This is a genomic window from Empedobacter falsenii, assembly GCF_019308355.1.
Classification (GTDB): domain Bacteria; phylum Bacteroidota; class Bacteroidia; order Flavobacteriales; family Weeksellaceae; genus Empedobacter; species Empedobacter falsenii_B.
This window is the reverse complement of the sequence record NZ_JAAGKM010000016.1, coordinates 16,231-39,847: the sequence shown is the minus strand read 5'-3', so window position 1 is coordinate 39,847 and position 23,617 is coordinate 16,231. Positions and strand designations below refer to the sequence as shown.

18 protein-coding genes are annotated in these 23,617 nt (G+C 34.0%); 6 read left to right on the top strand and 12 right to left on the bottom strand.

Annotation, left to right across the window (positions count from 1 at the left end; translation table 11 throughout):
* Window positions 1-4: 4 nt before the first annotated feature.
* The 7 genes from nuoF to mfd all read right to left on the bottom strand — a co-directional run bounded on the left by nuoF (window position 5) and on the right by mfd (window position 8,226).
* Window positions 5-1,363, bottom strand: a complete 1,359-nt coding sequence (gene nuoF, locus G0Q09_RS08140; protein WP_115002289.1) for an NADH-quinone oxidoreductase subunit NuoF — start codon at window positions 1,361-1,363, stop codon at window positions 5-7.
* The gene (locus G0Q09_RS08135; protein WP_115002287.1) at window positions 1,363-1,854 is read right to left on the bottom strand and encodes an NADH-quinone oxidoreductase subunit NuoE family protein; all 492 of its coding nucleotides are present in this window, start codon (window positions 1,852-1,854) and stop codon (window positions 1,363-1,365) included. Before G0Q09_RS08135 ends, nuoF begins: the two co-directional genes overlap by 1 nt.
* A 15-nt stretch (window positions 1,855-1,869) precedes the next feature.
* Window positions 1,870-3,111 (bottom strand): NADH-quinone oxidoreductase subunit D, encoded by a 1,242-nt coding sequence (locus tag G0Q09_RS08130; RefSeq protein ID WP_038333370.1) that lies wholly within the window; start codon window positions 3,109-3,111, stop codon window positions 1,870-1,872.
* A gap of 2 nt (window positions 3,112-3,113) precedes the next feature.
* Window positions 3,114-3,653 (bottom strand): NADH-quinone oxidoreductase subunit C, encoded by a 540-nt coding sequence (locus G0Q09_RS08125; protein ID WP_038333373.1) that lies wholly within the window; start codon window positions 3,651-3,653, stop codon window positions 3,114-3,116.
* Window positions 3,654-3,662: 9 nt separating this feature from the next.
* Window positions 3,663-4,235 carry an NADH-quinone oxidoreductase subunit B gene (locus tag G0Q09_RS08120; RefSeq protein WP_038333376.1) on the bottom strand — a complete coding sequence of 191 codons (573 nt, stop codon included), beginning with the start codon at window positions 4,233-4,235 and terminating at the stop codon, window positions 3,663-3,665.
* Between the two features lie 29 nt (window positions 4,236-4,264).
* Entirely contained in the window at window positions 4,265-4,630 is a 366-nt protein-coding gene (locus tag G0Q09_RS08115; RefSeq protein ID WP_115002285.1) for an NADH-quinone oxidoreductase subunit A, read from the bottom strand.
* Between the two features lie 227 nt (window positions 4,631-4,857).
* Window positions 4,858-8,226, bottom strand: a complete 3,369-nt coding sequence (mfd, locus tag G0Q09_RS08110) for a transcription-repair coupling factor (protein WP_219034515.1) — start codon at window positions 8,224-8,226, stop codon at window positions 4,858-4,860.
* 482 nt (window positions 8,227-8,708) lie between these two features.
* Between mfd and ilvD the strand changes: the two genes are divergently transcribed.
* Genes ilvD through ilvA form a run of 5 tightly spaced genes read left to right on the top strand, consistent with a single transcriptional unit; the run spans window position 8,709 to window position 15,535 of the window.
* Window positions 8,709-10,400: a dihydroxy-acid dehydratase gene (ilvD, locus tag G0Q09_RS08105; protein WP_219034514.1), complete on the top strand. Its 1,692-nt coding sequence runs from the start codon at window positions 8,709-8,711 to the stop codon at window positions 10,398-10,400.
* A complete protein-coding gene (ilvB, locus tag G0Q09_RS08100; RefSeq protein ID WP_219034513.1) occupies window positions 10,333-12,093 on the top strand; it encodes a biosynthetic-type acetolactate synthase large subunit in 1,761 nt (586 codons plus the stop codon). Before ilvD ends, ilvB begins: the two co-directional genes overlap by 68 nt.
* Window positions 12,094-12,099: 6 nt before the next feature.
* A complete protein-coding gene (ilvN, locus tag G0Q09_RS08095; RefSeq protein WP_038333453.1) occupies window positions 12,100-12,693 on the top strand; it encodes an acetolactate synthase small subunit in 594 nt (197 codons plus the stop codon).
* 42 nt (window positions 12,694-12,735) lie between these two features.
* A complete protein-coding gene (ilvC, locus tag G0Q09_RS08090) occupies window positions 12,736-14,217 on the top strand; it encodes a ketol-acid reductoisomerase (RefSeq protein ID WP_219034512.1) in 1,482 nt (493 codons plus the stop codon).
* Window positions 14,218-14,251: 34 nt separating this feature from the next.
* The gene (gene ilvA / locus G0Q09_RS08085; RefSeq protein WP_219034511.1) at window positions 14,252-15,535 is read left to right on the top strand and encodes a threonine ammonia-lyase IlvA; all 1,284 of its coding nucleotides are present in this window, start codon (window positions 14,252-14,254) and stop codon (window positions 15,533-15,535) included.
* A gap of 73 nt (window positions 15,536-15,608) precedes the next feature.
* Here the strand turns inward: ilvA and thrC are convergent, their stop codons facing one another.
* The 5 genes from thrC to G0Q09_RS08060 form a co-directional block, all read right to left on the bottom strand.
* A complete protein-coding gene (thrC, locus tag G0Q09_RS08080; RefSeq protein WP_219034510.1) occupies window positions 15,609-16,916 on the bottom strand; it encodes a threonine synthase in 1,308 nt (435 codons plus the stop codon).
* A gap of 2 nt (window positions 16,917-16,918) precedes the next feature.
* Window positions 16,919-17,902 carry a homoserine kinase gene (locus G0Q09_RS08075; protein ID WP_219034509.1) on the bottom strand — a complete coding sequence of 328 codons (984 nt, stop codon included), beginning with the start codon at window positions 17,900-17,902 and terminating at the stop codon, window positions 16,919-16,921.
* 3 nt (window positions 17,903-17,905) lie between these two features.
* Window positions 17,906-20,359 (bottom strand): bifunctional aspartate kinase/homoserine dehydrogenase I, encoded by a 2,454-nt coding sequence (gene thrA, locus G0Q09_RS08070; RefSeq protein ID WP_115002271.1) that lies wholly within the window; start codon window positions 20,357-20,359, stop codon window positions 17,906-17,908.
* Between the two features lie 216 nt (window positions 20,360-20,575).
* Window positions 20,576-21,004 carry a hypothetical protein gene (locus G0Q09_RS08065; protein ID WP_147280028.1) on the bottom strand — a complete coding sequence of 143 codons (429 nt, stop codon included), beginning with the start codon at window positions 21,002-21,004 and terminating at the stop codon, window positions 20,576-20,578.
* Between the two features lie 153 nt (window positions 21,005-21,157).
* Entirely contained in the window at window positions 21,158-21,949 is a 792-nt protein-coding gene (locus G0Q09_RS08060; RefSeq protein WP_125348888.1) for a DUF2797 domain-containing protein, read from the bottom strand.
* A 52-nt stretch (window positions 21,950-22,001) separates the two neighbouring features.
* Between G0Q09_RS08060 and G0Q09_RS08055 the strand changes: the two genes are divergently transcribed.
* Entirely contained in the window at window positions 22,002-23,513 is a 1,512-nt protein-coding gene (locus G0Q09_RS08055; RefSeq protein ID WP_219034508.1) for a GH3 auxin-responsive promoter family protein, read from the top strand.
* Window positions 23,514-23,617: the final 104 nt, after the last annotated feature.

The following is a 23,617-nucleotide window of genomic DNA, read 5'->3' as shown; positions in this document are numbered from 1 at the left end:
CGTATTAATTTGCGGTTTCTTTAATTTCGATTGGATCAGCATAATGTGCTAAACCAAAATTACGCATCAAACATTCTTCCGGATTATTAATATGCCATTCAAACTCATCACGGAAGTGACGAATTGCCGCTGCTACTGGCCAAGCCGCTGCATCTCCTAATGGACAAATTGTATTTCCTTCGATTTTACGTTGAACATCCCATAACAATTCGATGTCAGACATTTTTCCTTTTCCTTCATCGATTCGTTTCAAGATTTTTTCCATCCAACCTGTTCCTTCACGACAAGGTGAACATTGTCCACACGATTCGTGACGATAGAAACGAGCTAATGTATACGTGTGGTAAACAACATCTTGATCTTCATCTAAAACAATAAATCCTCCGGAACCCATCATTGTTCCTGTTTGGAAACCTCCTTCTGATAAACTTTCGTAATTCATGTAACGAGGTTTACCTTCTGCAGTTTTTAACAATAAGTTTGCTGGAACAATTGGCACAGAACTTCCTCCAGGAATACATGCTTTAAGGCGTTTTCCATTTGGAATACCTCCACAATATTCGTCTGAATAAATAAATTCTTCAACCGTAATGGTCATATCAATTTCATAAACGCCTGGTTTATTAATATTACCACAAGCTGAAATTAATTTTGTTCCTGTTGAACGTCCAACTCCAATTTTAGAATATGCTTCTCCTCCAATCTCAATAATTGGAACAATAGCTGCAATTGTTTCTACATTGTTTACAACCGTTGGTCTTCCCCATAAACCTTTAACAGCTGGGAAAGGTGGTTTTAGACGTGGATTTCCACGTTTACCCTCTAACGATTCTAACAATGCCGTTTCCTCACCACAGATATAAGCTCCACCTCCACGTTGAACATAAATTTCGCAATCGAAACCTGTTCCTTGAATGTTTTTACCTAACCAACCAGCAGCTTTTGCTTCGTCGATTGCTTCTTCTAAAATTTCTGCAACCCACGCATATTCTCCACGGATATAAATAAATGATGTATTAGAACCTAAACAGAATGATGAAATCAGAACTCCTTCAATTAATAAATGAGGAATATATTCCATCAAGAAACGGTCTTTGAACGTTCCTGGTTCAGATTCGTCTGCATTTACCACTAAGTGTCTTGGAACACCTTCTGGCTTTGCCAAAAAGCTCCATTTCATTCCAGTTGGGAAACCTGCACCACCACGACCTCTTAAACCAGAAGTTTTTACTTCTTCTAAGATTTCATCAGTTGTCATTTTAAATGCTTTTTCAGCATTTGCATAACCACCGTTTTCGCGGTAAGCTTGATACTGACGAATTCCTGGAACATCAATATTTTTTAACAGTAATTTTTGTCCCATTATGCTAATTTTTTCAATTCCTCGATTAATTCGTCTACTTTCTCGATCGTTAAATTCTCACGATACGTTTTTCCTAACTGTAGCATTGGCGCGTAACCACATGCTCCTAAACATTCGGCTGGTTTTAATGTAAATAAACCATCTGCCGAAGTTCCACCAGCTTCAATATTTAATTTTGTTTTGATGTGTTCAATAATTTTGTCTGAACCTCTTAACATACAAGGTCCTGTTTGACAAACTTCTAACACAAATTTCCCTACAGGATTTAAGTTAAACATCGAATAAAATGAAGCTACTTCGTAAACTTCTACTGGTAAAATTTCTAATACTTCTGCAACATAATCTAAATGAGGAGTGTCTAACCAACCACCAAACTCAGCTTGTGCGACATGAAGTAAAGGAATCAATGCACTTTGTTTTTTATCCGATGGATAACGTGCAATGATTTTATCTACTTTTTGTTGTGTTTCTTCTGAAAATTGAATTGCCATTTTTAATAATTTTTATTAAGCATCTAATTCTCCAGCAATCAAATTCAAACTACTCATTGTGATAATGGCATCTGAAATCATTGATCCTTCAATCAATTCTGGATAAGCTTGATAATAAATGAAACAAGGTCTACGGAAATGTAAACGGTATGGCGAACGTCCACCATCAGAAACGAAATAATAACCCAACTCACCATTTGCAGCTTCGATTGAATTATAAATTTCTCCTTTTGGCATATCTACCTCTCCCATAATAATTTTGAAGTGATAGATTAACGCTTCCATTTTTGTGTAAACATCTTTCTTTAGTGGTAAATAAAAGTCTGGAGCATCAGCATGATATTGCGTTGCTTCTTCTCCTTCTAATGCATCAATTTTTGCAATTGCTTGTTTAATGATACTTAAACTTTGCCACATTTCTTGACCACGAACTAAGAATCTATCGTAACAATCTCCCGTTGTACCAACTGGAATATCGAATTCGAATTCTTCGTAACGAGAATATGGTTTCGCTACACGAACATCATAATCTACACCAGCCGCACGTAAATTTGGTCCTGTGAAACCATAATTTAATGCACGTTCAGCCGAAATTCCTCCTACTCCTTGTGTACGATCCATAAAAATTCGGTTACGTAAAAATAAGTTTTCAAACTCTGTTAAGACATCTGGAAACTCTCTCACGAAACGATGGATTTTTGTCCAAGCAACTTCAGAAAAATCACGTTCGAAACCACCGATACGACCAATATTTGTTGTTAAACGAGAACCACAAATTTCTTCGTAAATCTCATAAATCAACTCGCGGTATTTCATCATATAAAGGAATCCTGTAAATGCTCCTGTATCAACACCCATAATCGAGTTACATACAATATGATCTGCCATACGAGCCAATTCCATAATGATAACACGCAAATAAGAAACACGTTTTGGAACTTCAATTCCAACGAATTTCTCAACTGTCATGTGCCAACCTAAGTTATTTAACGGCGCCGAACAATAGTTCAATCGGTCTGTTAAAGGTGTAATTTGGTACAAAGGTTTGCGTTCAGCAATTTTCTCAAAAGCACGGTGAATATACCCAACTGTAGGAACCGCAGATTTGATGATTTCACCATCAATCTCTAAAATATTTTGAAATACCCCATGTGTTGCAGGATGCGTAGGTCCTAAGTTTAAGGTAATTGTGCTTTTTTCTAACGAACCATCTGGAAGATCAAGATGCTTTAATTTTTTAGTTTTCTCTTTTCCCATGGTTAATTTGCTTTTACATTAAAACCTCCGTAATTAAAATCTCCACCACGACCAAACATATCGTCGTCTTTGTCTTTACGTGTTTGATCCTCTAATGGGAACTCTTTGCGTAACGGATGATAATCCATTTCTGGAACATTCATGACACGAATTAAATTTGGATGTCCTACAAAATCAACTCCATAGAAATCATACGCCTCGCGCTCTAACCAGTTAGCTGTTTCGAATAATTTAGTTGCGGTAAAAATCGAAGGTTTTTCGATTGGTAAAGCAAATTTTAATCGAACCTCAACTCCTTCATATAGATTATAAACTAAATAGGTTACAACCAATTCTTCTCCAACATTATTAGGATAATGAATAGCAGTTAAATCCTTCAAAAATTTGAAAGATAATTGCTCATCATCATATAAATATTGTAAAATCTTTAGATTGAAATCTTTGTTAGCGTATAAAGTCAATACACCGAAATGCTCTTCGTATCCGTATATATTTTCTTGAAACTTCTGAACCAAACGGTCTTTTATAAATGAATTGTCCATTATTTCAACTTATTTAATTCCATAACTTGCTAAAAGTTGTTGATATTCTTCGCTACTTCTGCGACGAACACTTTCGCTCTCTACCAACTCCTGAATACGCATTACACCATCGATAATTGCTTCTGGACGAGGCGGACAACCTGGCACATATACGTCTACTGGAATTACTTCATCAATTCCTTGTAAGACCGAATATGTATCAAAAATTCCTCCCGAACTTGCACAAGCGCCAACAGCAATCACCCAACGAGGTTCTGCCATTTGGATGTAAACTTGCTTCAGAACTGGTGCCATTTTTTTAGAAATTGTACCCATTACCATCAACAAATCGCACTGACGAGGCGTAAAAGCCAAACGCTCAGATCCAAAACGTGCCAAATCGTATGTCGAACCCATAGTCGCCATAAACTCGATTCCGCAACAACTTGTCGCAAATGGTAAAGGCCAAATAGAGTTTTTACGCGCTAATCCAACTACTTTTGATAGTTGCATCGCCATAAAACCTTCACCTTCAAAACCTCCTGGAGACTCTACAATCTTCACATTGGTATTGTGTGTTACTGGTCTTTTATTATGAATCATTATACTATTATTTTAGAATTTTAATCGCTCTATTTTTCCCAATTAAGAGCTCCTTTTTTGCGTACATACAAGTACATCACAAAGAATAATCCAACGAATGTTACAACTGCTGCAAAACCTTCCCAACCTAACTCTTTAAAATTCGCTGCATATGGGTAAAAGAAGATTACCTCTACGTCGAATAACACGAATAAAATGGCTACTAAGAAGTATTTAATTGCAAATGGCTGTCTTGCATTTCCAACTTTCTCAATCCCAGACTCGAAATTCTCTAATTTTTCGTCTGTCTTTCTCGATGGCCCAAGAAAATGTGTCGCAACGATAGTACCCGCTACAAACGCAAAAGCAATCACAAAAAGAATGAGAATAGGAATATAACTTGATGCTGTTTCCATAACTACTTTACTATTTTTCCAACTAATATTTTATCGATAAAAATAATAATAAAATATCATATTATTTATGTAAATTAGTTTTCAGCTAGTTATAGTTCTTTATATGATAAATTATATATTATTTATCTATATCGGAAGTTTAATGATTGAATAAAAAAAGGAGAACTAACAACTTGGTCAATTCTCCCTATGTATTTTATTAGATTACTAATTAAAACTTAAAAAAGTTAATGAATTAATAAATTTTGTAGATTTTGCAGTGCTTCATGCACAGTTTTAATATGTTCAAATCGTACTAACAATGTTGGATACTCTTCTCCTTTTTTGGGTGATTTTTCCTTAAAATTGATGTTTTTAGGGTTATTTTGAACGTAATTTAAAATTAATCTAAATTCATCTGACTGATAAAATTCGCTTTGTGGTTTATTAATAAAATAAGCCAATAAAACACCATTTTTCATCACCAAACGTTCGAAACCTAATTTTTTACTGATCCATTTCAGTTGAATTGATTCCAATAAATTTTCGGCTTCAATTGGTAATTTTCCAAAGCGGTCAATCAAATTATTTTTAAACGTTTGTAATTCTGTTTCAGTTTCGACATCAGCTAATTCTTTGTACAACAATAAACGCTCTTCCGAACTTTCAATGTATTCGTCGGGGAACATAATTTGTAAATCCGAATCAATTTGCACATCCGATACATACGATTTTACTTCTTCCGATTTTTGATCTTCGAACAAATCTTTGAAATCTGTTTCTTTCAATTCTTCAATCGCTTCATTCAAGATTTTTTGATACGTTTCGAAACCGATATCCATCATAAATCCTGTTTGTTCAGCACCTAAAAGATTTCCAGCTCCACGAATTTCTAAATCTTTCATCGCAATATTGAATCCTGATCCTAAATCAGAAAACTGCTCAATTGCTTGCAAACGTTTACGCGCTTCGTCCGTTAAAACCGAAAGTGGTGGCGCAACCAAATAACAAAACGCTTTGCGGTTACTACGACCAACACGTCCACGCATTTGATGCAAATCTGCCAAACCGAAATTCTGCGCATCATTAATTAAAATCGTATTCGCATTCGGAACATCTAAACCAGATTCGATAATAGTTGTTGACACAAAAACATCATATCGACCATCAATAAAATCGAGTAAAACGGCTTCTAATTCTTTCCCATCCATTTGTCCATGACCAATCGCCACACTCGCATCAGGAACTAATCGTTGTACCATTCCAGCAATATCTTTTAACGATTGCACACGATTGTGAATGATATAAACTTGTCCACCACGTTGCATTTCATACATAATCGCATCACGGAAAATCTCTTCATTAAAACCAACCAATTGCGTATCGACAGGTTGTCTATTTGGTGGAGGAGTTTTGATAACCGATAAATCACGCGCAGCCATCAACGAGAATTGAAGTGTACGCGGAATTGGCGTCGCAGTCAAGGTTAATGTATCAATATTTTCGCGAAGTGTTTTCAATTTATCTTTTACACCAACACCAAATTTGTGTTCCTCATCCACAATTAATAATCCCAAATCTTTGTATTCAATTTTTGGATTAACCAATTGATGCGTTCCTATCACAATATCAACTTGACCAGATTTTAAACCATCTAAAACAGCTTTTTTCTTTGCTCCTGTTACAAATCGATTGAGATAAGCAACTTTCACAGGCAAATCTCGTAAACGCTCTGAAAATGTCTTGAAATGTTGAAAAGCTAAAATCGTTGTTGGCACTAAAACAGCAACTTGTTTTCCATCAACAGCTGCTTTCATCGCCGCACGAATCGCAACCTCTGTTTTCCCGAAACCAACATCTCCACAAACCAAACGATCCATTGGGCGTTCAGATTCCATATCCGTTTTTACATCTTGCGTCGCTTTGTACTGATCGGGCGTATCTTCATAAATAAAAGATGCTTCCAACTCATTTTGCAAATACGTATCAGGCGAATACGCAAAACCTTTTCTGGCACGGCGTTTCGCATATAATTTAATCAAATCGAAAGCAATTTCTTTTACTTTAGCTTTGGTTTTATTCTTTAAATTTTTCCAAGCTGGAGATCCAAGTTTTGAAATTTTTGGCTCAGCGCCATCTTTTCCTCTAAACTTTGCAATTTTATGCAACGAATGAATATTAACATACAGAATATCATTATTTTGATAAATCAATTTGATTGATTCTTGCGTTACGCCATTATTATTCAATCGTACCAAACCTGCAAATTTTCCGATCCCATAATCTATATGCGTCACAAAATCTCCAACTTGCAACGAATTGATTTCCTTTAGCGTAATCGCTTCTTTTTTGGAAAATGAATTTCGAAGATTGAATTTATGATATCGACCAAAAATCTGGTGATCCGTATAACACGTTAATTTGATTTCTTCGTCAATAAAACCTTGATAAATAGATCCCAAAACGGGAATATATGAAACTTCTTTTCCGATATCATCAAAAATTTCTTCGAAACGTTTGATTTGATTTTCATTGGAACAAATCAGTGCATTTTTGAAACCTTCGGCTTTATGCTCATTCAAATCATCAATTAATAACTCGAATTGCTTATTAAAACTTGGTTGAGGTTTGAATGGTGATTCTATTTCTTCAACTGTTTCAAAATAAGATTTCATGGAACATTCAATAACTCCATAAGATGAAATTTGTTGAAGAAATGCATTCTCATTCAAAAATAAATGATTCGGTTCTGCTTGTTTAATTTCTCCTTTCAATTCTGAAAAAGCAACTTCCGCTTGTTCAAAATTCTTGGTGATTTGTTTCGCTAAAACAGAAATATTTTTCGCGATAACTAAACTATCTTTCGAAATATATTCTAAGAAACTTTCTCGTTTTTCGTTAATCGATTTACTCTCAAGATTTGGAATAATCGTAATTTCTTTTGTCGTTGCAATGGACAATTGATTCTCGATATCAAACGTTCTGATGGTTTCCACCTCATCACCAAACAACGAAATTCGATAAGGATGCTCATTCGAAAACGAAAAAACATCTATAATTCCACCACGAATCGAGAATTCTCCCGGTTCAGAAACAAAATCAACACGATGAAAATTATAAGAAGATAAAACCTCCGTTAAGAAATCAATTCCTAAATCATTTCCAACCTTCACTTTAAGTGTATTCGTAGAAAGCGCTTTTTTTGTCACTACTTTTTCAGACAAGGCTTCCGCATATGTCACCACAATTTTTGGGCGTTTCGAATGCGATAATACATTTAAAACCTCTGTTCTAATAACAACATTTGCATTATTTACTTCCTCAATTTCGTAAGGACGCTTATAAGAAGACGGAAAAAATAGAATTTGTTCTTTATCAAACAAAGTTTCCAAATCATTTAACACATAAGCCGCTTCTTCTTTATCATCAAAAATTAGAATCGTAGGACGCGCAACACGATCATATAAATGACCAGTTATAATGCTCAATCCTGAACCTAAAAAACCTTTGATATTGACTTTATGCTGTGGATTATTTTTAAAATTGACAATAAGCTTCTGTACGAAATCTGAAGAATCGTATAAGCTAAAAACGTTGTGAATAGTTTTCTGTTCCAAAGTTTTGCAAATATAAAATTTTATAAACTTATTTTTAAACAATCTTTAAAAAAAGCAATGTTAAAATGCGAATTTTCAATTAATGAAAATTTTTCGGAAAATTTATAAAAAAAGTTGAGCTAAGTTAAAAAAATTAATCCTAGCTTTGGCTTATCAAAAAAAGAAAATGAAATTAGTTCACAACATTATCAACTTGATTATTTTAGTCATTCTTATCCCAGGGAGTGGTAATTAGTTGTGTACGTACAAAATAACAATTAAAGCCACTTCTTAACGAGGTGGCTTTTTTTATGGAGAAAAATTAATTAAACAATATTATGCAAAACAATTTCGTCATTATTATCATTATTATTTTAGTCTTGGTCTTACGATTAGGAAAGGTGGTTTTATGACAAATTTTTTGAACGATTTTTTATGAGCCACCTTTATTCAGGGTGGCTTTTTTTTATGTTTTTAATACAAACAATGTCAAATAAATAGTGATGAAAAACAACAACAAAGCACTAAACAAACATAGTCGAACCGTTACGCAAGATGACACTTTACCCGCGTCACAAGCGATGTTACATGGGATTGGCTTAACAAACGAAGACCTTAAAAAACCATTAATCGGAATTGCAAGCATGGGGTACGATGGAAATACTTGCAATATGCACCTAAATCAATTTGCACAGTTGGTACAAGATGGAATGAAAGCCGAAAGCCTAATCGGATTGAAGTTCAACACTATCGGAATTAGCGATGGAATTACCAACGGAACTTCAGGAATGCGCTACTCTTTAGTAAGTAGAGAAATCATTGCAGATTCTATCGAAACTGTTTGTGCAGGACACTTTTACGATGGCGTAATTACTATTCCTGGTTGTGATAAAAACATGCCAGGATCGATTATGGCAATGGGACGTTTAAACCGTCCTTCGATCATGATTTATGGTGGAACAATTGCTCCGGGACATTACAAAGAAGAGGAATTAAACATTGTTTCTGCTTTCGAAGCATTAGGAAAAAAATTAAACGGAAATCTTGATGACAAAGATTTTTGTGGAATCATTCAGAATGCTTGTCCTGGTCCAGGTGCTTGTGGCGGAATGTATACAGCAAACACAATGGCAGCGGCGATTGAAGCAATGGGAATGAGTTTACCTTATTCTTCGTCTTACCCTGCTCTTAGTCAAGAAAAGAAAAACGAATGTACAACTGCGGCACATTATCTAAGAATTTTATTAGAAAAAGATATTAAACCAAGTGATATCATCACGAAGAATTCTTTAGAAAATGCAATCAAAACAATTGTTGTTTTAGGCGGAAGCACAAATGCTGTTTTGCACTTATTAGCAATTGCAGCGACTATGAATATCAAATTATCATTAGACGATATACAAGCAATTAACGATAAAACATCAGTAATAGCAGACTTAAAACCTAGTGGAAAATACTTGATGGAACATTTGAGTAAAGTTGGTGGAGTTCCTGCTGTTTTAAAGTATATGTTACAAGAAGATTTAATCGATGGAAGTTGTTTAACGGTTACTGGAAAAACATTAGCCGAAAATTTAGCATCGGTTCCTGATTTAGATTTCTCTAAACAAAATATTATTCGTCCATTATCTAATCCCATAAAAGAAACTGGACACTTACAAATGCTTTACGGAAACCTTGCTCCTGGCGGATCGGTATCTAAAATATCTGGAAAAGAAGGTTTTTATTTTAAAGGAAAAGCACAAGTTTTTAATAGCGAAGTTGAAGTTTTAAAAGCAATTGAAGATTTACAAATCAAAGCTGGAAGCGTTATCGTCATCCGAAACGAAGGTCCGAAAGGTGGCCCTGGAATGCCAGAAATGTTGAAACCAACATCTGCCATTATTGGAGCTGGATTAGGAGATAAAGTCGCTTTGATTACAGACGGACGTTTTAGCGGAGGAACACACGGATTTGTCGTCGGTCACATAACACCAGAAGCTTTTGAAGGAGGTCCAATCGCATTAGTCGAAAATAATGATCTCATCGAAATTGACATCAACAAAAATGAATTAAACCTTTTGATTGATGAAAAAACATTAGAAAATCGAAAAAATAACTGGAAACAACCCGCATTAAAAGTAAAAAATGGAGTCTTATACAAATACGCAAAGCAAGTCGGAAACGCTTCAGAAGGATGTCTTACTGACCAATAAACCAACTCAAATTTCAGGTTCACAAGCGATTATTAACGCTTTATTGTCCGAAGGAGTTACAACAGTCTTTGGCTATCCTGGTGGCGCAATTATGCCTATATATGATGCTTTGTATGATTACAAAGATAAATTAGAACACATTTTAGTTCGTCATGAACAAGGAGGCATTCACGCTGCGCAAGGTTATGCAAGAACTTCAGGAAAAGTAGGTGTAGCTTTTGCCACGAGTGGTCCAGGCGCAACGAATTTAGTCACTGGAATTGCAGATGCCATGATTGATAGCAATCCTATTGTATGTATCACAGGGCAAGTTTTCGCTTCTCTTTTAGGAACGGATGCTTTTCAAGAAACTGACGTTATCAATATTACTAATCCTATCACGAAATGGAATTATCAAATTACTGATGCAGAAGAAATAAATGATGTTCTAGCAAAAGCATTTCATATTGCTCGCTCTGGAAGACCAGGACCTGTCTTAATTGACATTACAAAAAATGCTCAAATACAACTTATCGAAAAGAAAAAGTATGAGAAATGCACGCATGTTCGCAGTTATAGACCAGAACCAGAGATAAGAACTGAATATATAAAAGCTGCTGCTAAACTTATTAATCAAGCAAAAAAACCATTTGCGATTATTGGTCAAGGAATATTACTTGGAAAAGCTGAACAAGAATTAAACGATTTCTTAGAAAAATCTGGAATTCCTGTAGCAACAACTTTGATGGGATTAAGTTCTTTAGATACTGATCATCCACAATATGTAGGTTTATTAGGTATGCATGGTAATTATGCACCTAATGTTAAAACAAATGATTGCGATGTATTAATTGCCATAGGAATGAGGTTTGATGATCGCGTAACTGGACGCTTAGACAAATATGCAAAACAAGCCAAAGTGATTCATCTTGATATTGACCCAGCAGAGATTGGTAAAAATGTAAAAGTTGCTGTCCCTGTTTGGGGAGATTGTAAAAAAACACTTCTGTTATTAACAAATTTGATTCATCCTAATGATCATTCTCAATGGTTAAAAGAATTTAGAGATCTCGAAAAAGAAGAACGTACAGAAGTTATTAATAAAGAATTCCATCCAACAACTGATGTGATATCTATGGCTGAGGTTATCAATACCTTAAATGAATTAACTAAAGGAGAAGCCGTTATTGTGACAGACGTAGGACAACATCAGATGTCGGCTTGTCGTTACGCGAAATTCAAAGATTCTAAGCTTTTGGTTACATCAGGAGGATTAGGAACAATGGGATTTGGTTTACCTGCAGCAATTGGAGCATGGTATGGAGCACCAGAAAAAGACATTGTCATGGTTTGTGGAGATGGTGGTTTCCAAATGACGTTACAAGAAATGGGAACGATTATGCAATTTGGAGCTAAAGTAAAAATATTAATCCTAAACAATAGCTTCCTTGGAATGGTGCGTCAATGGCAAGAATTATTCAACGACAAACGCTATTCTTTCGTAGATATTACAAGTCCAGATTTTGTAGCACTTGCAAAAGCCTACCAAATAGAAGGTCAAAAAATAGAAGCAAGAAACGACTTGAAAAATGCTTTAAAAGAGATGTTAGAGCATGATGGTTCTTATCTTTTAGAAGTTATGGTAGGAAAAGAAAACAATGTATTTCCTATGGTAGAACAAGGTACAAGTGTTTCTGAAATTAGATTAAAATAAATTATTATGGACTCAAAACAAGAATATACAATTACGCTATATACAGAAAATTCCATAGGAATTTTGGGAAGAGTTGCAGGAATTTTTACTCGACGAAAAATTAATATTGAAAGTTTAAGCACTTCTCCATCAGAAATAGAAAATGTACACCGATTTACAATTGTAATTGAAGAATCTGAAGAAGTTGTTCGAAAACTTTGCATGCAAATTGAGAAACAAATAGACGTTCTTAAAGCTTATTTCAACAATAATGATGAATTAATTTGGCAAGAACAAGCTTTATACAAAGTTCCAACCAATATTATTGCAGAGAAGGCATATGTAGAACGTTTGTTACGTCAATATGGTGCAAACACAGTCGTAATCCGTAATGATTATACAGTTTTTGAAACAGCTGGTCATCGTGAGGAAATTGATAATCTAACACAAGAGCTGACTAAATATGGCTTAATAGAATTTGTTCGTGGAGCTAGAATAGCCATTATAAAAGCAAGTGCTGGTTTCCATGAAAAATTATTACAATTCGAAAAAGACGAGCCATCAAAAGAAGTAATCGAAAATGAATTCCTAAACGAAGGAAACTCAGTTTTCACGATGTAAAGACAAACAATTCAACAAATAATTTTATTAAAAAAAACAAAAATGACTAATTACTTTAATTCTCTATCATTAAGAGACCAATTATATCAACTAGGACAAGCAGAATTTCTAAATAACTCAGAATTCGCAAAAGGTACAGAAGCATTAAAAGGCAAAAAAATTGTGATTGTAGGTTGCGGTGCGCAAGGATTAAACCAAGGATTAAATCTACGCGACAGCGGTTTAGATGTTTCGTATGCATTACGCAAAGAAGCGATTGAACAACAAAGAGATTCGTGGAAAAATGCAACAAGTCATAATTTTACAGTTGGTACTTTCGAGGAATTAATCCCAAATGCTGATGTTGTTGCGAATTTAACGCCAGATAAACAACATACGCAAGTTATCAATACTGTTCAACCACTTATTAAACAAGGTGCTACACTTTTATATTCTCATGGATTCAATATCGTAGAAGAAGGTGTACAAATTCGTAAAGATATTACAGTAATCATGGTTGCTCCAAAATGTCCAGGTTCAGAAGTTCGAGCAGAATATTTAAGAGGATTTGGAGTTCCAACATTAATTGCAGTTCACCCAGAAAATGATCCCGAAGGTAAAGGACTTGACCAAGCAAAAGCATATTGCGCAGGAACTGGAGGTCATAGAGCAGGCGTTTTAAAATCATCTTTTGTGGCAGAAGTAAAGTCTGATTTAATGGGAGAACAAACCATTTTATGCGGTCTTTTACAAACAGGTTCTATTCTTTCTTTCGATAAAATGGTTGAAAACGGAATTGATGCTGGTTACGCTTCAAAATTGGTTCAATATGGTGTGGAAGTCATTACTGAAGCTTTAAAACATGGCGGAGTTAGCGGTATGATGGATAGATTAAGCAATCCTGCTAAAGTAAAAGCTTTTGAATTATCAGAAGAATTAAAAGACATTATGCGTCCATTGTTCCAAAAACATCAAGACGATATTATTTCGGGTGAATTTAGTAAAACAATGATGGAAGATTGGGCGAATGATGACAAAAACTTATTAAAATGGAGAGCTGAAACTGGTGAAACTGCTTTTGAAAAAACACCAGCTGGCGATGCAAATATTACAGAACAAGAATATTTTGACAACTATACATTAATGGTTGCTTTTGTTCGTGCTGGAGTTGAATTAGCTTTCGAAACAATGGTAGAAGCCGGTATTAAACCTGAATCTGCTTATTACGAATCCTTACATGAAACACCATTGATTGCGAATACAATTGCGCGTAAAAAATTATTCGAAATGAATCGAGTGATTTCTGATACAGCAGAATACGGTTGTTATCTTTTCGATCAAGCTTGTAAACCTTTGTTAAAAGATTTCATGACAAAAGTAAACGTAGATGTTGTTGGGAAAAATTACAACGAAGGAAAAGACAATGCTGTTGATAATGCGACATTGGTACACATAAATGATGTTTTACGTAATCATCCTGTCGAAACTGTGGGAAAAAAACTTCGTAAAGCAATGACTGCTATGAAAACCATAAAAACGGCATAATCAAATATTAAAATAACTAAGAAAATAGTGAATTATGACAAAGGGACTTAGAAGTGAGAAAACTGAGACCTTAGGCGTTTCGCTTGACGAAGTAAACTTAGCACAAATGAATTTGAAAGGAGTTGCCAAAAACACTCCTTTCGATTTCAATGAAAATTTAAGTCGTCAATTTGATGCGAATGTCTATCTAAAACGAGAAGATTTACAAGTCGTCCGTTCGTACAAATTACGTGGTGCTTATAATAAAATCGTTCAGTTATCAGAACAAGAAAAAAATAATGGTGTGATCTGCGCAAGTGCAGGAAATCACGCACAAGGTGTGGCGTATTCGTGTCAACAATTAAACATTAAAGGCAAAATTGTGATGCCTACAACGACACCTCAACAAAAAATAAAACAAGTAAAATGGTTTGGTAAAGATCAAATCGAAATCATTTTACATGGTGATACATTTGATGATGCATCGGCTTTTGCGCATCAATTATCGCAAGAAGGAAATATTACATTTATTCATCCTTTTGATGATGAAAAAGTAATTGCAGGACAAGGAACGGTTGCATTAGAAATTTTGAATCAATGCAATCAACCAATCGATTATATTTTCGTGCCAATTGGTGGTGGAGGTTTAGCATCTGGCGTTATTTCTGTGATGAAAACACTTAGTCCAAACACCAAAATTATTGGAGTAGAGCCGAGTGGCGCAGCAAGTATGGCAGAAGCTATCAAACAAAAACAATCTGTTGCATTAGCGAAGATTGACCCTTTTGTAGATGGCGCAGCTGTAAAAAAAGCAGGTGAAAAAACCTACAAAATCTGTGCAGAAGGTTTAGAAACAACTTGTGCTGTTCCGGAAGGAAAAGTTTGTTCGAGCATTTTGCGTTTGTACAATGAAGATGCAATTGTTGTAGAACCAGCAGGCGCTTTGAGTGTTTCGGCTTTAGATTTTTTTAAGGAAGAAATCAAAGGAAAAAATGTGGTTTGTGTGCTTAGCGGAAGCAACAACGACATTACGCGAATGGAGGAAATAAAAGAAAGAAGTTTGCAATATGAAGGTTTGAAACATTATTTCATTATCAATTTTCCTCAACGTGCCGGCGCTTTGAAAGAATTAGTGAACGAAGTTTTGGGTGAAAATGATGACATCACCTATTTCCAATACACGCAAAAAAACAACAAAGAAACAGGTCCAGCAGTAGTTGGCATTGAATTAGACAAAAAAGAAGATTTAGATGGTTTAATTTTTAGGTTAGAAAATCATCATTTCGACTATCAATATCTTAACACAGACAACAAACTTTTTTCATTAATGATTGGATAATTTTCCCATCATTAATATACTATTCAAAAAAAGCAAAGCTTCTATTTAGTTAGAAACTTTGCTTTTTAATTTATTAATTATTCAACAACCAATTTTTTAACTCATCAAAATTATTGTTCATTTCAACTTTATTCGATTGTTTCAATTTCAATTCTTCGACTTCTTTTGGATAGACAATTTTATCTCGTATTTCTTTCGGAAAAACTTCAGAAAATTTACATGGATGCGCCGTTGATAAAAATACCACCAACTCTTTTTCTTTTTGCTTTTTCGCTTGATATCCCTTCGCCGCCAACCACGCAATCGACGTATGCGGACAAGCAATATAATCATATTCTTGATTAATTTCTACGATTGCATTTGTCGTTTCAATATCTGAAAAAGCTTTTGAAATCATTTTTGATTTTAATTGATCCATATCTTGATCAAAAAATTCCATCACACGAACCCAATTACTCGGATTTCCAACATCCATTGCATTCGATAACGTTTGTACAGAAGGTTTTGGTTGATAATTTTCGGTTTTTAAAAATGATGGAACAGTATCATTCGCATTTGTAGCTGCAACAAATTGTTCTACTTCTAATCCTAATTTTGAAGCTAAAATACCTGCCGTAATATTCCCGAAATTTCCACTCGGAACAATAAAAGAAACTTTCTCAAAACCTTTCCTTTTTGCTTCGGAAAATGCCTCGAAATAATAGAAAGATTGCGGAATTAAGCGAGCAATATTAATTGAATTTGCTGAGGTTAAATTAAGATTTTTCATTAAATCTTTGTCTAAAAACGCGTGTTTCACCAATGCTTGACAATCATCAAAAGTTCCATCGATTTCTATGGCGCGAATATTTTTTCCATTCGCTGTTAATTGCAATTCTTGTATCAGCGACACTTTTCCTTTTGGATACAAAATAGTTACTCTCGTTCCTTCTACTCCCAGAAAGCCAAGTGCTACAGCGCCTCCTGTATCGCCAGAAGTTGCGACCAAAACATCTAACAATTGATTATCTTTTTTCGAATAATGTGCCATCACTCGACTCATAAATCTCGCTCCAAAATCTTTAAAAGCAAAAGAAGGTCCATGAAACAATTCCAAAACAGCTAAATCATCTTCTAAAAATACCAAATTCGCTGAAAAATTGATTGCCTCATCAATTAAATTATTAATTGTTTCTTCAGAAAAATCATCTTTTAATAAATGATTTGTAACCTTTTTCGCAATCTCTTGAAATGAATAATTCTCGATCGAATTCATCCAATTTTCATCTAATTTTTGTAACGACAAAGGCATATACAAACCTTTATCTTCTGGCAAAGATTGAAAAACCGCTTGTTTAAAATCGACTCTATTATTATGATTATTTGTACTGTATAATTCCATTTTTAGTATTTTATGTATGGTCCTTGTTGATTAATTTTAGAAACAAATGATAAATGTTCAATTTCTTTTATCGTCAAAAAATCATTTAATTTTTGTGCGATATTTTCTGCATCCAATTTACTTTTAGATAATGCCATAACAGTTGGTCCAGAACCAGAAATCCCGAACGTTAATGCATTATTTTCGAGCGAAATACTTTTCATTTCATTAAAATATGGAATCAATAAAGAACGATTTGGCTCGATAATATCATCTTGCATGGAACGACCAATCTCTTCATAATCATTCTCATAAAGCGCCGCAACCAAACTTGCAATATTCCCATATTGTTTTATTGCTTTACTCAATTGCACTTTATCTTTAATTAATTTGCGCGCATCCTTTGTTGATACTTCTACTTTTGAATAAATCAGTGTGACATATAAATTTTCTGGAACAGGCAAAGAACGCACCAAAAGCGGCTCGTAAGAAGGAATCAATGTAATTCCACCAAACAATGATGGCGCAACATTATCCGCATGAGCAGCGCCACAAGCCAAACGCTCGCCTTCCATACAATAAGGTAAAAGATCTTTTTTAGAAAGTGGTTTTCCTAATAATTCATTTAATGCAAAAAGTCCAGCAACCGTACTCGCCGCACTTGAGCCTAAACCACTTCCAATCGGCATTTTCTTGTGTAATTCTATCGATAATCCAAAAGAATCTTGTAGACCTAAATCACAAAATAATTTCCATGCCGAATGAGAGACTGTATTTTTCATCGCATCCAAAGGCAATTTACCCTCGTCACCTGTAATTGTCAGAATTTCGATTCCTAACTTTTCTGTCTTTTTCATGATTACCTCATCACCTGGATAATCCACCGCAAAGCCCAAAATATCATATCCACAGATCATATTGGCAACTGTTGCAGGAGCAAAAACATGTACTTTATCTAAAAACTTCGCTTGATCAAGCTTATATTTATTTTCGATTATTTGATTCATCTTTTATCGTATTGAACTTATATTAACTAAATCTGCAAAAACGCCAGCTGCTGTAACTTCTGCACCAGCTCCAGGTCCTTTCACAACCAAAGGACGTTCCTTGTAACGCGCTGTTGTAAAGGAAATAATATTATCGCTTCCAGACAAGGCATAAAACGGATGTTGATTATCCACCAATTCTAACGAAATTGATATTTTTCCATCTTCTAAAATCCCGATGTAACGAATCACTTTCTGCTCCTCATCTGCTTGATGTTTTATCTTTTCGAAATAATCATTTTCGTTGACTAATTCTTGATAAAAATCTTCTACAGTTGCAGCTTCTAAACAAGATTTAGGCAAAATAGAATCGATTTTTACATCTCCCGCTTCAATTTCGTAACCATTGTCACGAGCAAGAATCAACATTTTTCGCATAAAATCTATTCCACTCAAATCATCGCGAGGATCTGGTTCTGTATAACCTAATTCTTGCGCTTTTTTTACAATTTCGGCAAATGTATTTTCACCTTTAAAATGATTAAATATATACGAAATTGTTCCTGATAAAATTGCTTCAATTTTTAAGATTTGATCTCCACTCATTCTTAAATCTTTCAACACGCTAATAATTGGTAAACCTGCTCCAACATTTGTTTCGTAAAGAAAATCAATACCATATTTTCGAGCAGTTTCTTTCAATTTTTTATACTCTTGATAAGAAGATGAATTCGCAATTTTATTACATGTCACAACCGAAATACTGCTTTCAAAAATTTGTTTGTAATAATTTGGCAAATCAGAACTCGCAGTATTATCTACAAAAACACAATTTGGTAAATTATACTGTTTCATTTTTTGGATAAATTCATTCAAATCAGCTGGAGAAGAAGAATTTTCTAATTCATTTTTCCAATTCGATAAATTAATTCCGTTTTCATCAAACATCATTTTTTTTGAATTTGATAATCCAACCAATTTTATTTCGATATCATTATTTTTTGCTAAAAAATCTTTCTGTTTTTCTAATTGATTTAAAAATGTCGACCCAATATTTCCTACTCCAACATTGAAAACATGAATTGTTTTTTTCAAATGATTAAAAAACGCATCATGTACCGCATTTAAAGCTTTTGACAAATCATTTTCGTTAATCACAACCGAAATATTATACTCCGAAGAACCTTGCGCAATCGCTCTGACATTGATTCCATTTCGTCCTAATGCATAAAATAACTTGCCCGAAACACCAACCATTTTCTTCATGTTTTCTCCAACAATTGCAATAATTCCGAGATTTTCTTCAATTTCAATTGGTTCCAACCATTTTGCTGCAATTTCCAAACAAAACTCTTCTTCAATTAATTGCTTTGCTTTTTCGACTTCATTATGATGAATGGCAAGCGTGATACTATGCTCTGACGAAGATTGCGTAATCAACACAATGTTGATATGATGTTGCGCTAAAAGTGAAAAAAGTTTTCCACTAAAGCCCAATTTGCCAACCAAGCCGCTTCCTTTTATATTGACTAATGCAATATCTTTGATCGACGAAATTCCTTTAATTGGATAATCTGTTGGTTGCGAATCGAACTGAATTTTTGTTCCCTCAAAATCCGGTTGAAATGTGTTTTTAATTAAAATCGGAATTCGAAGTTTAAAAGCTGGAGCCATTGTTGGCGGATAAATCACTTTCGCACCGAAATACGACAATTCCATCGCTTCTGTATACGATAAATTTTCTAACGAAAAAGCTTTGTTCACAAAACGAGGATCCGCCGTCATCATTCCATTTACATCTGTCCAAATTTCAATTTGTTCTGCATGTAAAGCCGCACCAATCAAAGCCGCAGTGTAATCAGAACCTCCTCTTCCCAAAGTTGTCACTCGTCCTTCTTCATTAGCAGCAATAAACCCTGTTACAACTAATAATTTATCCGAATAATCTTTTGCTAATTGTTGAATATTCTGAAACGATTTTTCCTCGATAACATTCGCTTGACCAAAATTATGATCAGTCAAAATATAATCTGATGCATTAATCGCCAATGAATTTCCAACATGCTCTTGCATTACTTTTGCTATTAATAAAGCACTACATCTTTCGCCGAAACTCAAAATCAAATCTTTTGTTTGAGGGCTTAATTCTTTCAGAATTTCCACCCCTTCTAATAATGCTTCCAACTCATTCATCAACAATTTTAATTTTGTTAAAATCGGATTTTGATTCGGCACATCGATTAAAGCTTTTACAATTTCGAAATGTTTGTCTTGAAAAAGTTTTAAATCATTTTCACCAAAATTTCCTGATGAAGCTTCTTCAGACATTTTGGTTAATAAATTGGTCAAACCAGAAATAGCAGACACAACCAAAATAATCGAGTTATTTTGTTGCTTTTCCTGTTTAACAATTTCTACGACCGCGCGGATACCTTCTACCGATCCGACTGATGTTCCTCCGAATTTTAAAACTTTCATAATTTAAATTTTGATCATAAAAAAAGCATCTTCCTTTTGAGAAGATGCTTTTGCATTATTTTTTTAGAATTAAATACATAACAAAACTCCTCTAAGTGTGAACACTAGAAGTCGTCGTAATTGAAATGATTGTATTTAATCCGTTTTGTTTCATTATTGATAACGAATATACAAACTTTTTCAATAAATCATTACGTATTTATTATTTTTTTATATTTATTTCACCGAATCCTTTTTTACAGCCAATGAATCATTTGGTTCAGCAACAGGTTTTACATCACTTGCATAGCCAACAACAATTCCGTCTAGTTTATCAATTTTTCGTACTTTAAAAGTTTCTGTACCTTCTGCTCCTTTAAAAGATACTTTATAAACTGCTTCGTAAACTGTTTTGTCACCATCTTCAAGAGGCGTCATTTTCTCAAAGTTGTAGACATCAACTGGCCCATATTGTTTAACCACCGCATTCAAATCATCCACATTTACGCCTTCTACTTTCGAAAAAAGTGAATCTGGCTTATCTGCTCTGTATTTGTAAACATCTAAAACTGCTTCTTTCACCTTATAATCTGGCAAATCTGATTTTTTATTACATGCTGTTAAAGCCAAAATACCGCCAACCATAAGTAATGCACTTGCTTTCATAATTCCTATTTTTTGTGTTAATTGATTATAACTAATGTAAAAATAAATAAGATAAAAAACAAGTATTTTTATTGAAATCAAATAGATAGAAACAAAAAAAGTCGATTCTGTTGCAGAACCGACTTTTGAATATATCTTATTGTAAAATAAATTTTATACTTCAAAATTGACGTAAAAACCTTCGTGACCTCGAACATTGAAAACGGTATTGTCTTCAAAAATCAAGTATTGACCTTTTATTCCTTTCAAAACACCTTTTATTTCTGGCGTTTTTTTCAAGTTTAATGATTTTACTTTTTCTGGATAAGATAAAACTGGATAGTCTAACTTCCAAACTTCTGGCTCATCAACCAAAAATTTTTGAAAATCTGGATTCACTTCATTTCTGATTTCGTGATACTTTTCGAACAAATTAATTTCTGGCACATCGTTTTTCAACATTCTTTGCCAATTTGTTTTATCAGCAATAACATTTTTCAACGAAACCTCTATCATTCCAGCTTCGTAACGATTATCCGTTCGCGCAATAATAATAGCTTCTGAAGCTCCTTGATCGATCCAACGTGTCGGCACTTGCGTTAAACGCGTTACACCAACTTTTATTCCTGATGAATTTGCCAAATACACAATATGCGGTTGCAATTCGAATTTCGTTTCAAACTCTAAATCACGTTGCGCAATTCCCAAATGTGCTGTAGAAAGTTCTGGATTGATAATACTTGGATTAGCTTCTGGAACTGTAAAAAAACAATTTTTACAATATCCCATCTGATAAATCTCTTTGTCCTCGTGACAGTTTAAACATTCGTAATGATCAAAGTTAATCTTGATTTTTTTTCCTAACAATTGATTCATAACAATAAAATCATTCTTGAAATTCCAATAATAATTGATTGGCGTTCCATTTTCAGTTGTCATTTTACGAATTTGTCCTTCAAACTGCATCTTGCTAAAAAAGTTTAATTAATTTTGTGTAAATCTACAAAACTTTTAGCGGATGGGAATAGTCAATAAGATTATGGAAATTATGATGCGTAGCCGAATGAATATCATCGAGGAAAGTATCAAAAATCCAGTTGGTACGCAAGAACGTGTGTTATTTGAGAATATCAAAAAAGCCAAATCGACTATTTACGGAAAAGAATTTCATTTTGACGAAATCAAAACGACACATAAATTTCAAGAGCAAGTCCCTGCAGTGCATTACGAGGATTTTCAACCTTATATTGAATTAGCAAGAAAAGGTGAAAAAGATGTTACTTGGCATGGAAAAATAAAATGGTTTGCGAAATCTTCTGGAACAACAAATGCCAAAAGTAAATTTATTCCGATTAGTAATGAATCCTTAGAAGATTGCCATTACGCAGCAGGAAAAACAATGTTTGCATTGTACTTAAATGCTTATCCCGAAACGGATATTTTTATGCACAAAAACTTAAGAATTGGCGGAAGTAGTGAACTTTATCAAAAATATGATACGCGTTTTGGTGATTTATCAGCTATTCTGATTGATAATTTACCTTTTTATGCAGAAATGAAAAACATTCCAAATCGTGAGATTTCTCTAATGTCTGATTGGAATGTAAAGATGAATGCTATTATTAATGCAACAAAAAATGAAGATGTTGGTTCTTTAACTGGTGTTCCTTCATGGATGTTAGTCGTTTTGAATAAATTATTAGCCGAAACTGGAAAGAATTATTTGGACGAATTATGGCCAAATCTCGAAGTGTTTTTTCATGGTGGAATCAGCTTCAAACCTTATGCAGAAAATTATAATTTAATTACTCAGAAAAAATTAAATTATTTCGAATTATATAATGCTTCCGAAGGTTTTTTTGGAATTCAGGATCAATTAAATAGTAAAGAGTTGTTGTTATTATTAGACAACGGAATCTTTTACGAATTTATTCCAATGGAAGAATTTGGTTCAGAAACTCAACGATTTTTAACAATTGGAGAAGTTGAAGTTGGTAAAAATTACGCTATGGTGATTACAACAAATGGAGGTTTGTGGCGCTATATCATTGGTGATACGGTTCGCTTTACATCTACAAATCCTCATCGAATTGTTGTTTCTGGACGAACAAAACATTATATCAATGCATTTGGCGAAGAATTGATGATAGAAAACGCTGAAGAAGCTTTGAAACGTGCTTGTATGCAAACAAATTCAATTGTTTCTGAATATAGTGCTGGTCCAATTTTTATGCAAGGAAAAGAAAAAGGCGCTCACGAATGGATAATAGAGTTTGATAAAGAACCTGAAAATTTTGAGCAATTTATTGATTGTTTAGACAAAAGTTTACAAGAAGTTAATTCAGATTACGAGGCAAAACGTTACAATAATATGACACTTAATCGACCGATTGTACACAAAGCGCGCAAAAAATTATTCATCGAATGGATGGCTTCTCGTGGTAAGTTAGGTGGACAAAATAAAGTTCCGAGGCTAGCAAACACTCGCGAATTTATAGAACTATTAATTGAACTAAACAATCGATCATAATAAACAAAAAGAGAATCAATATGATTCTCTTTTTTTGGTTTAAAATAAATAGGATAATTACCTCGAAACAAGTAAATTTACTATTAAGAGAAAAAATACCTATT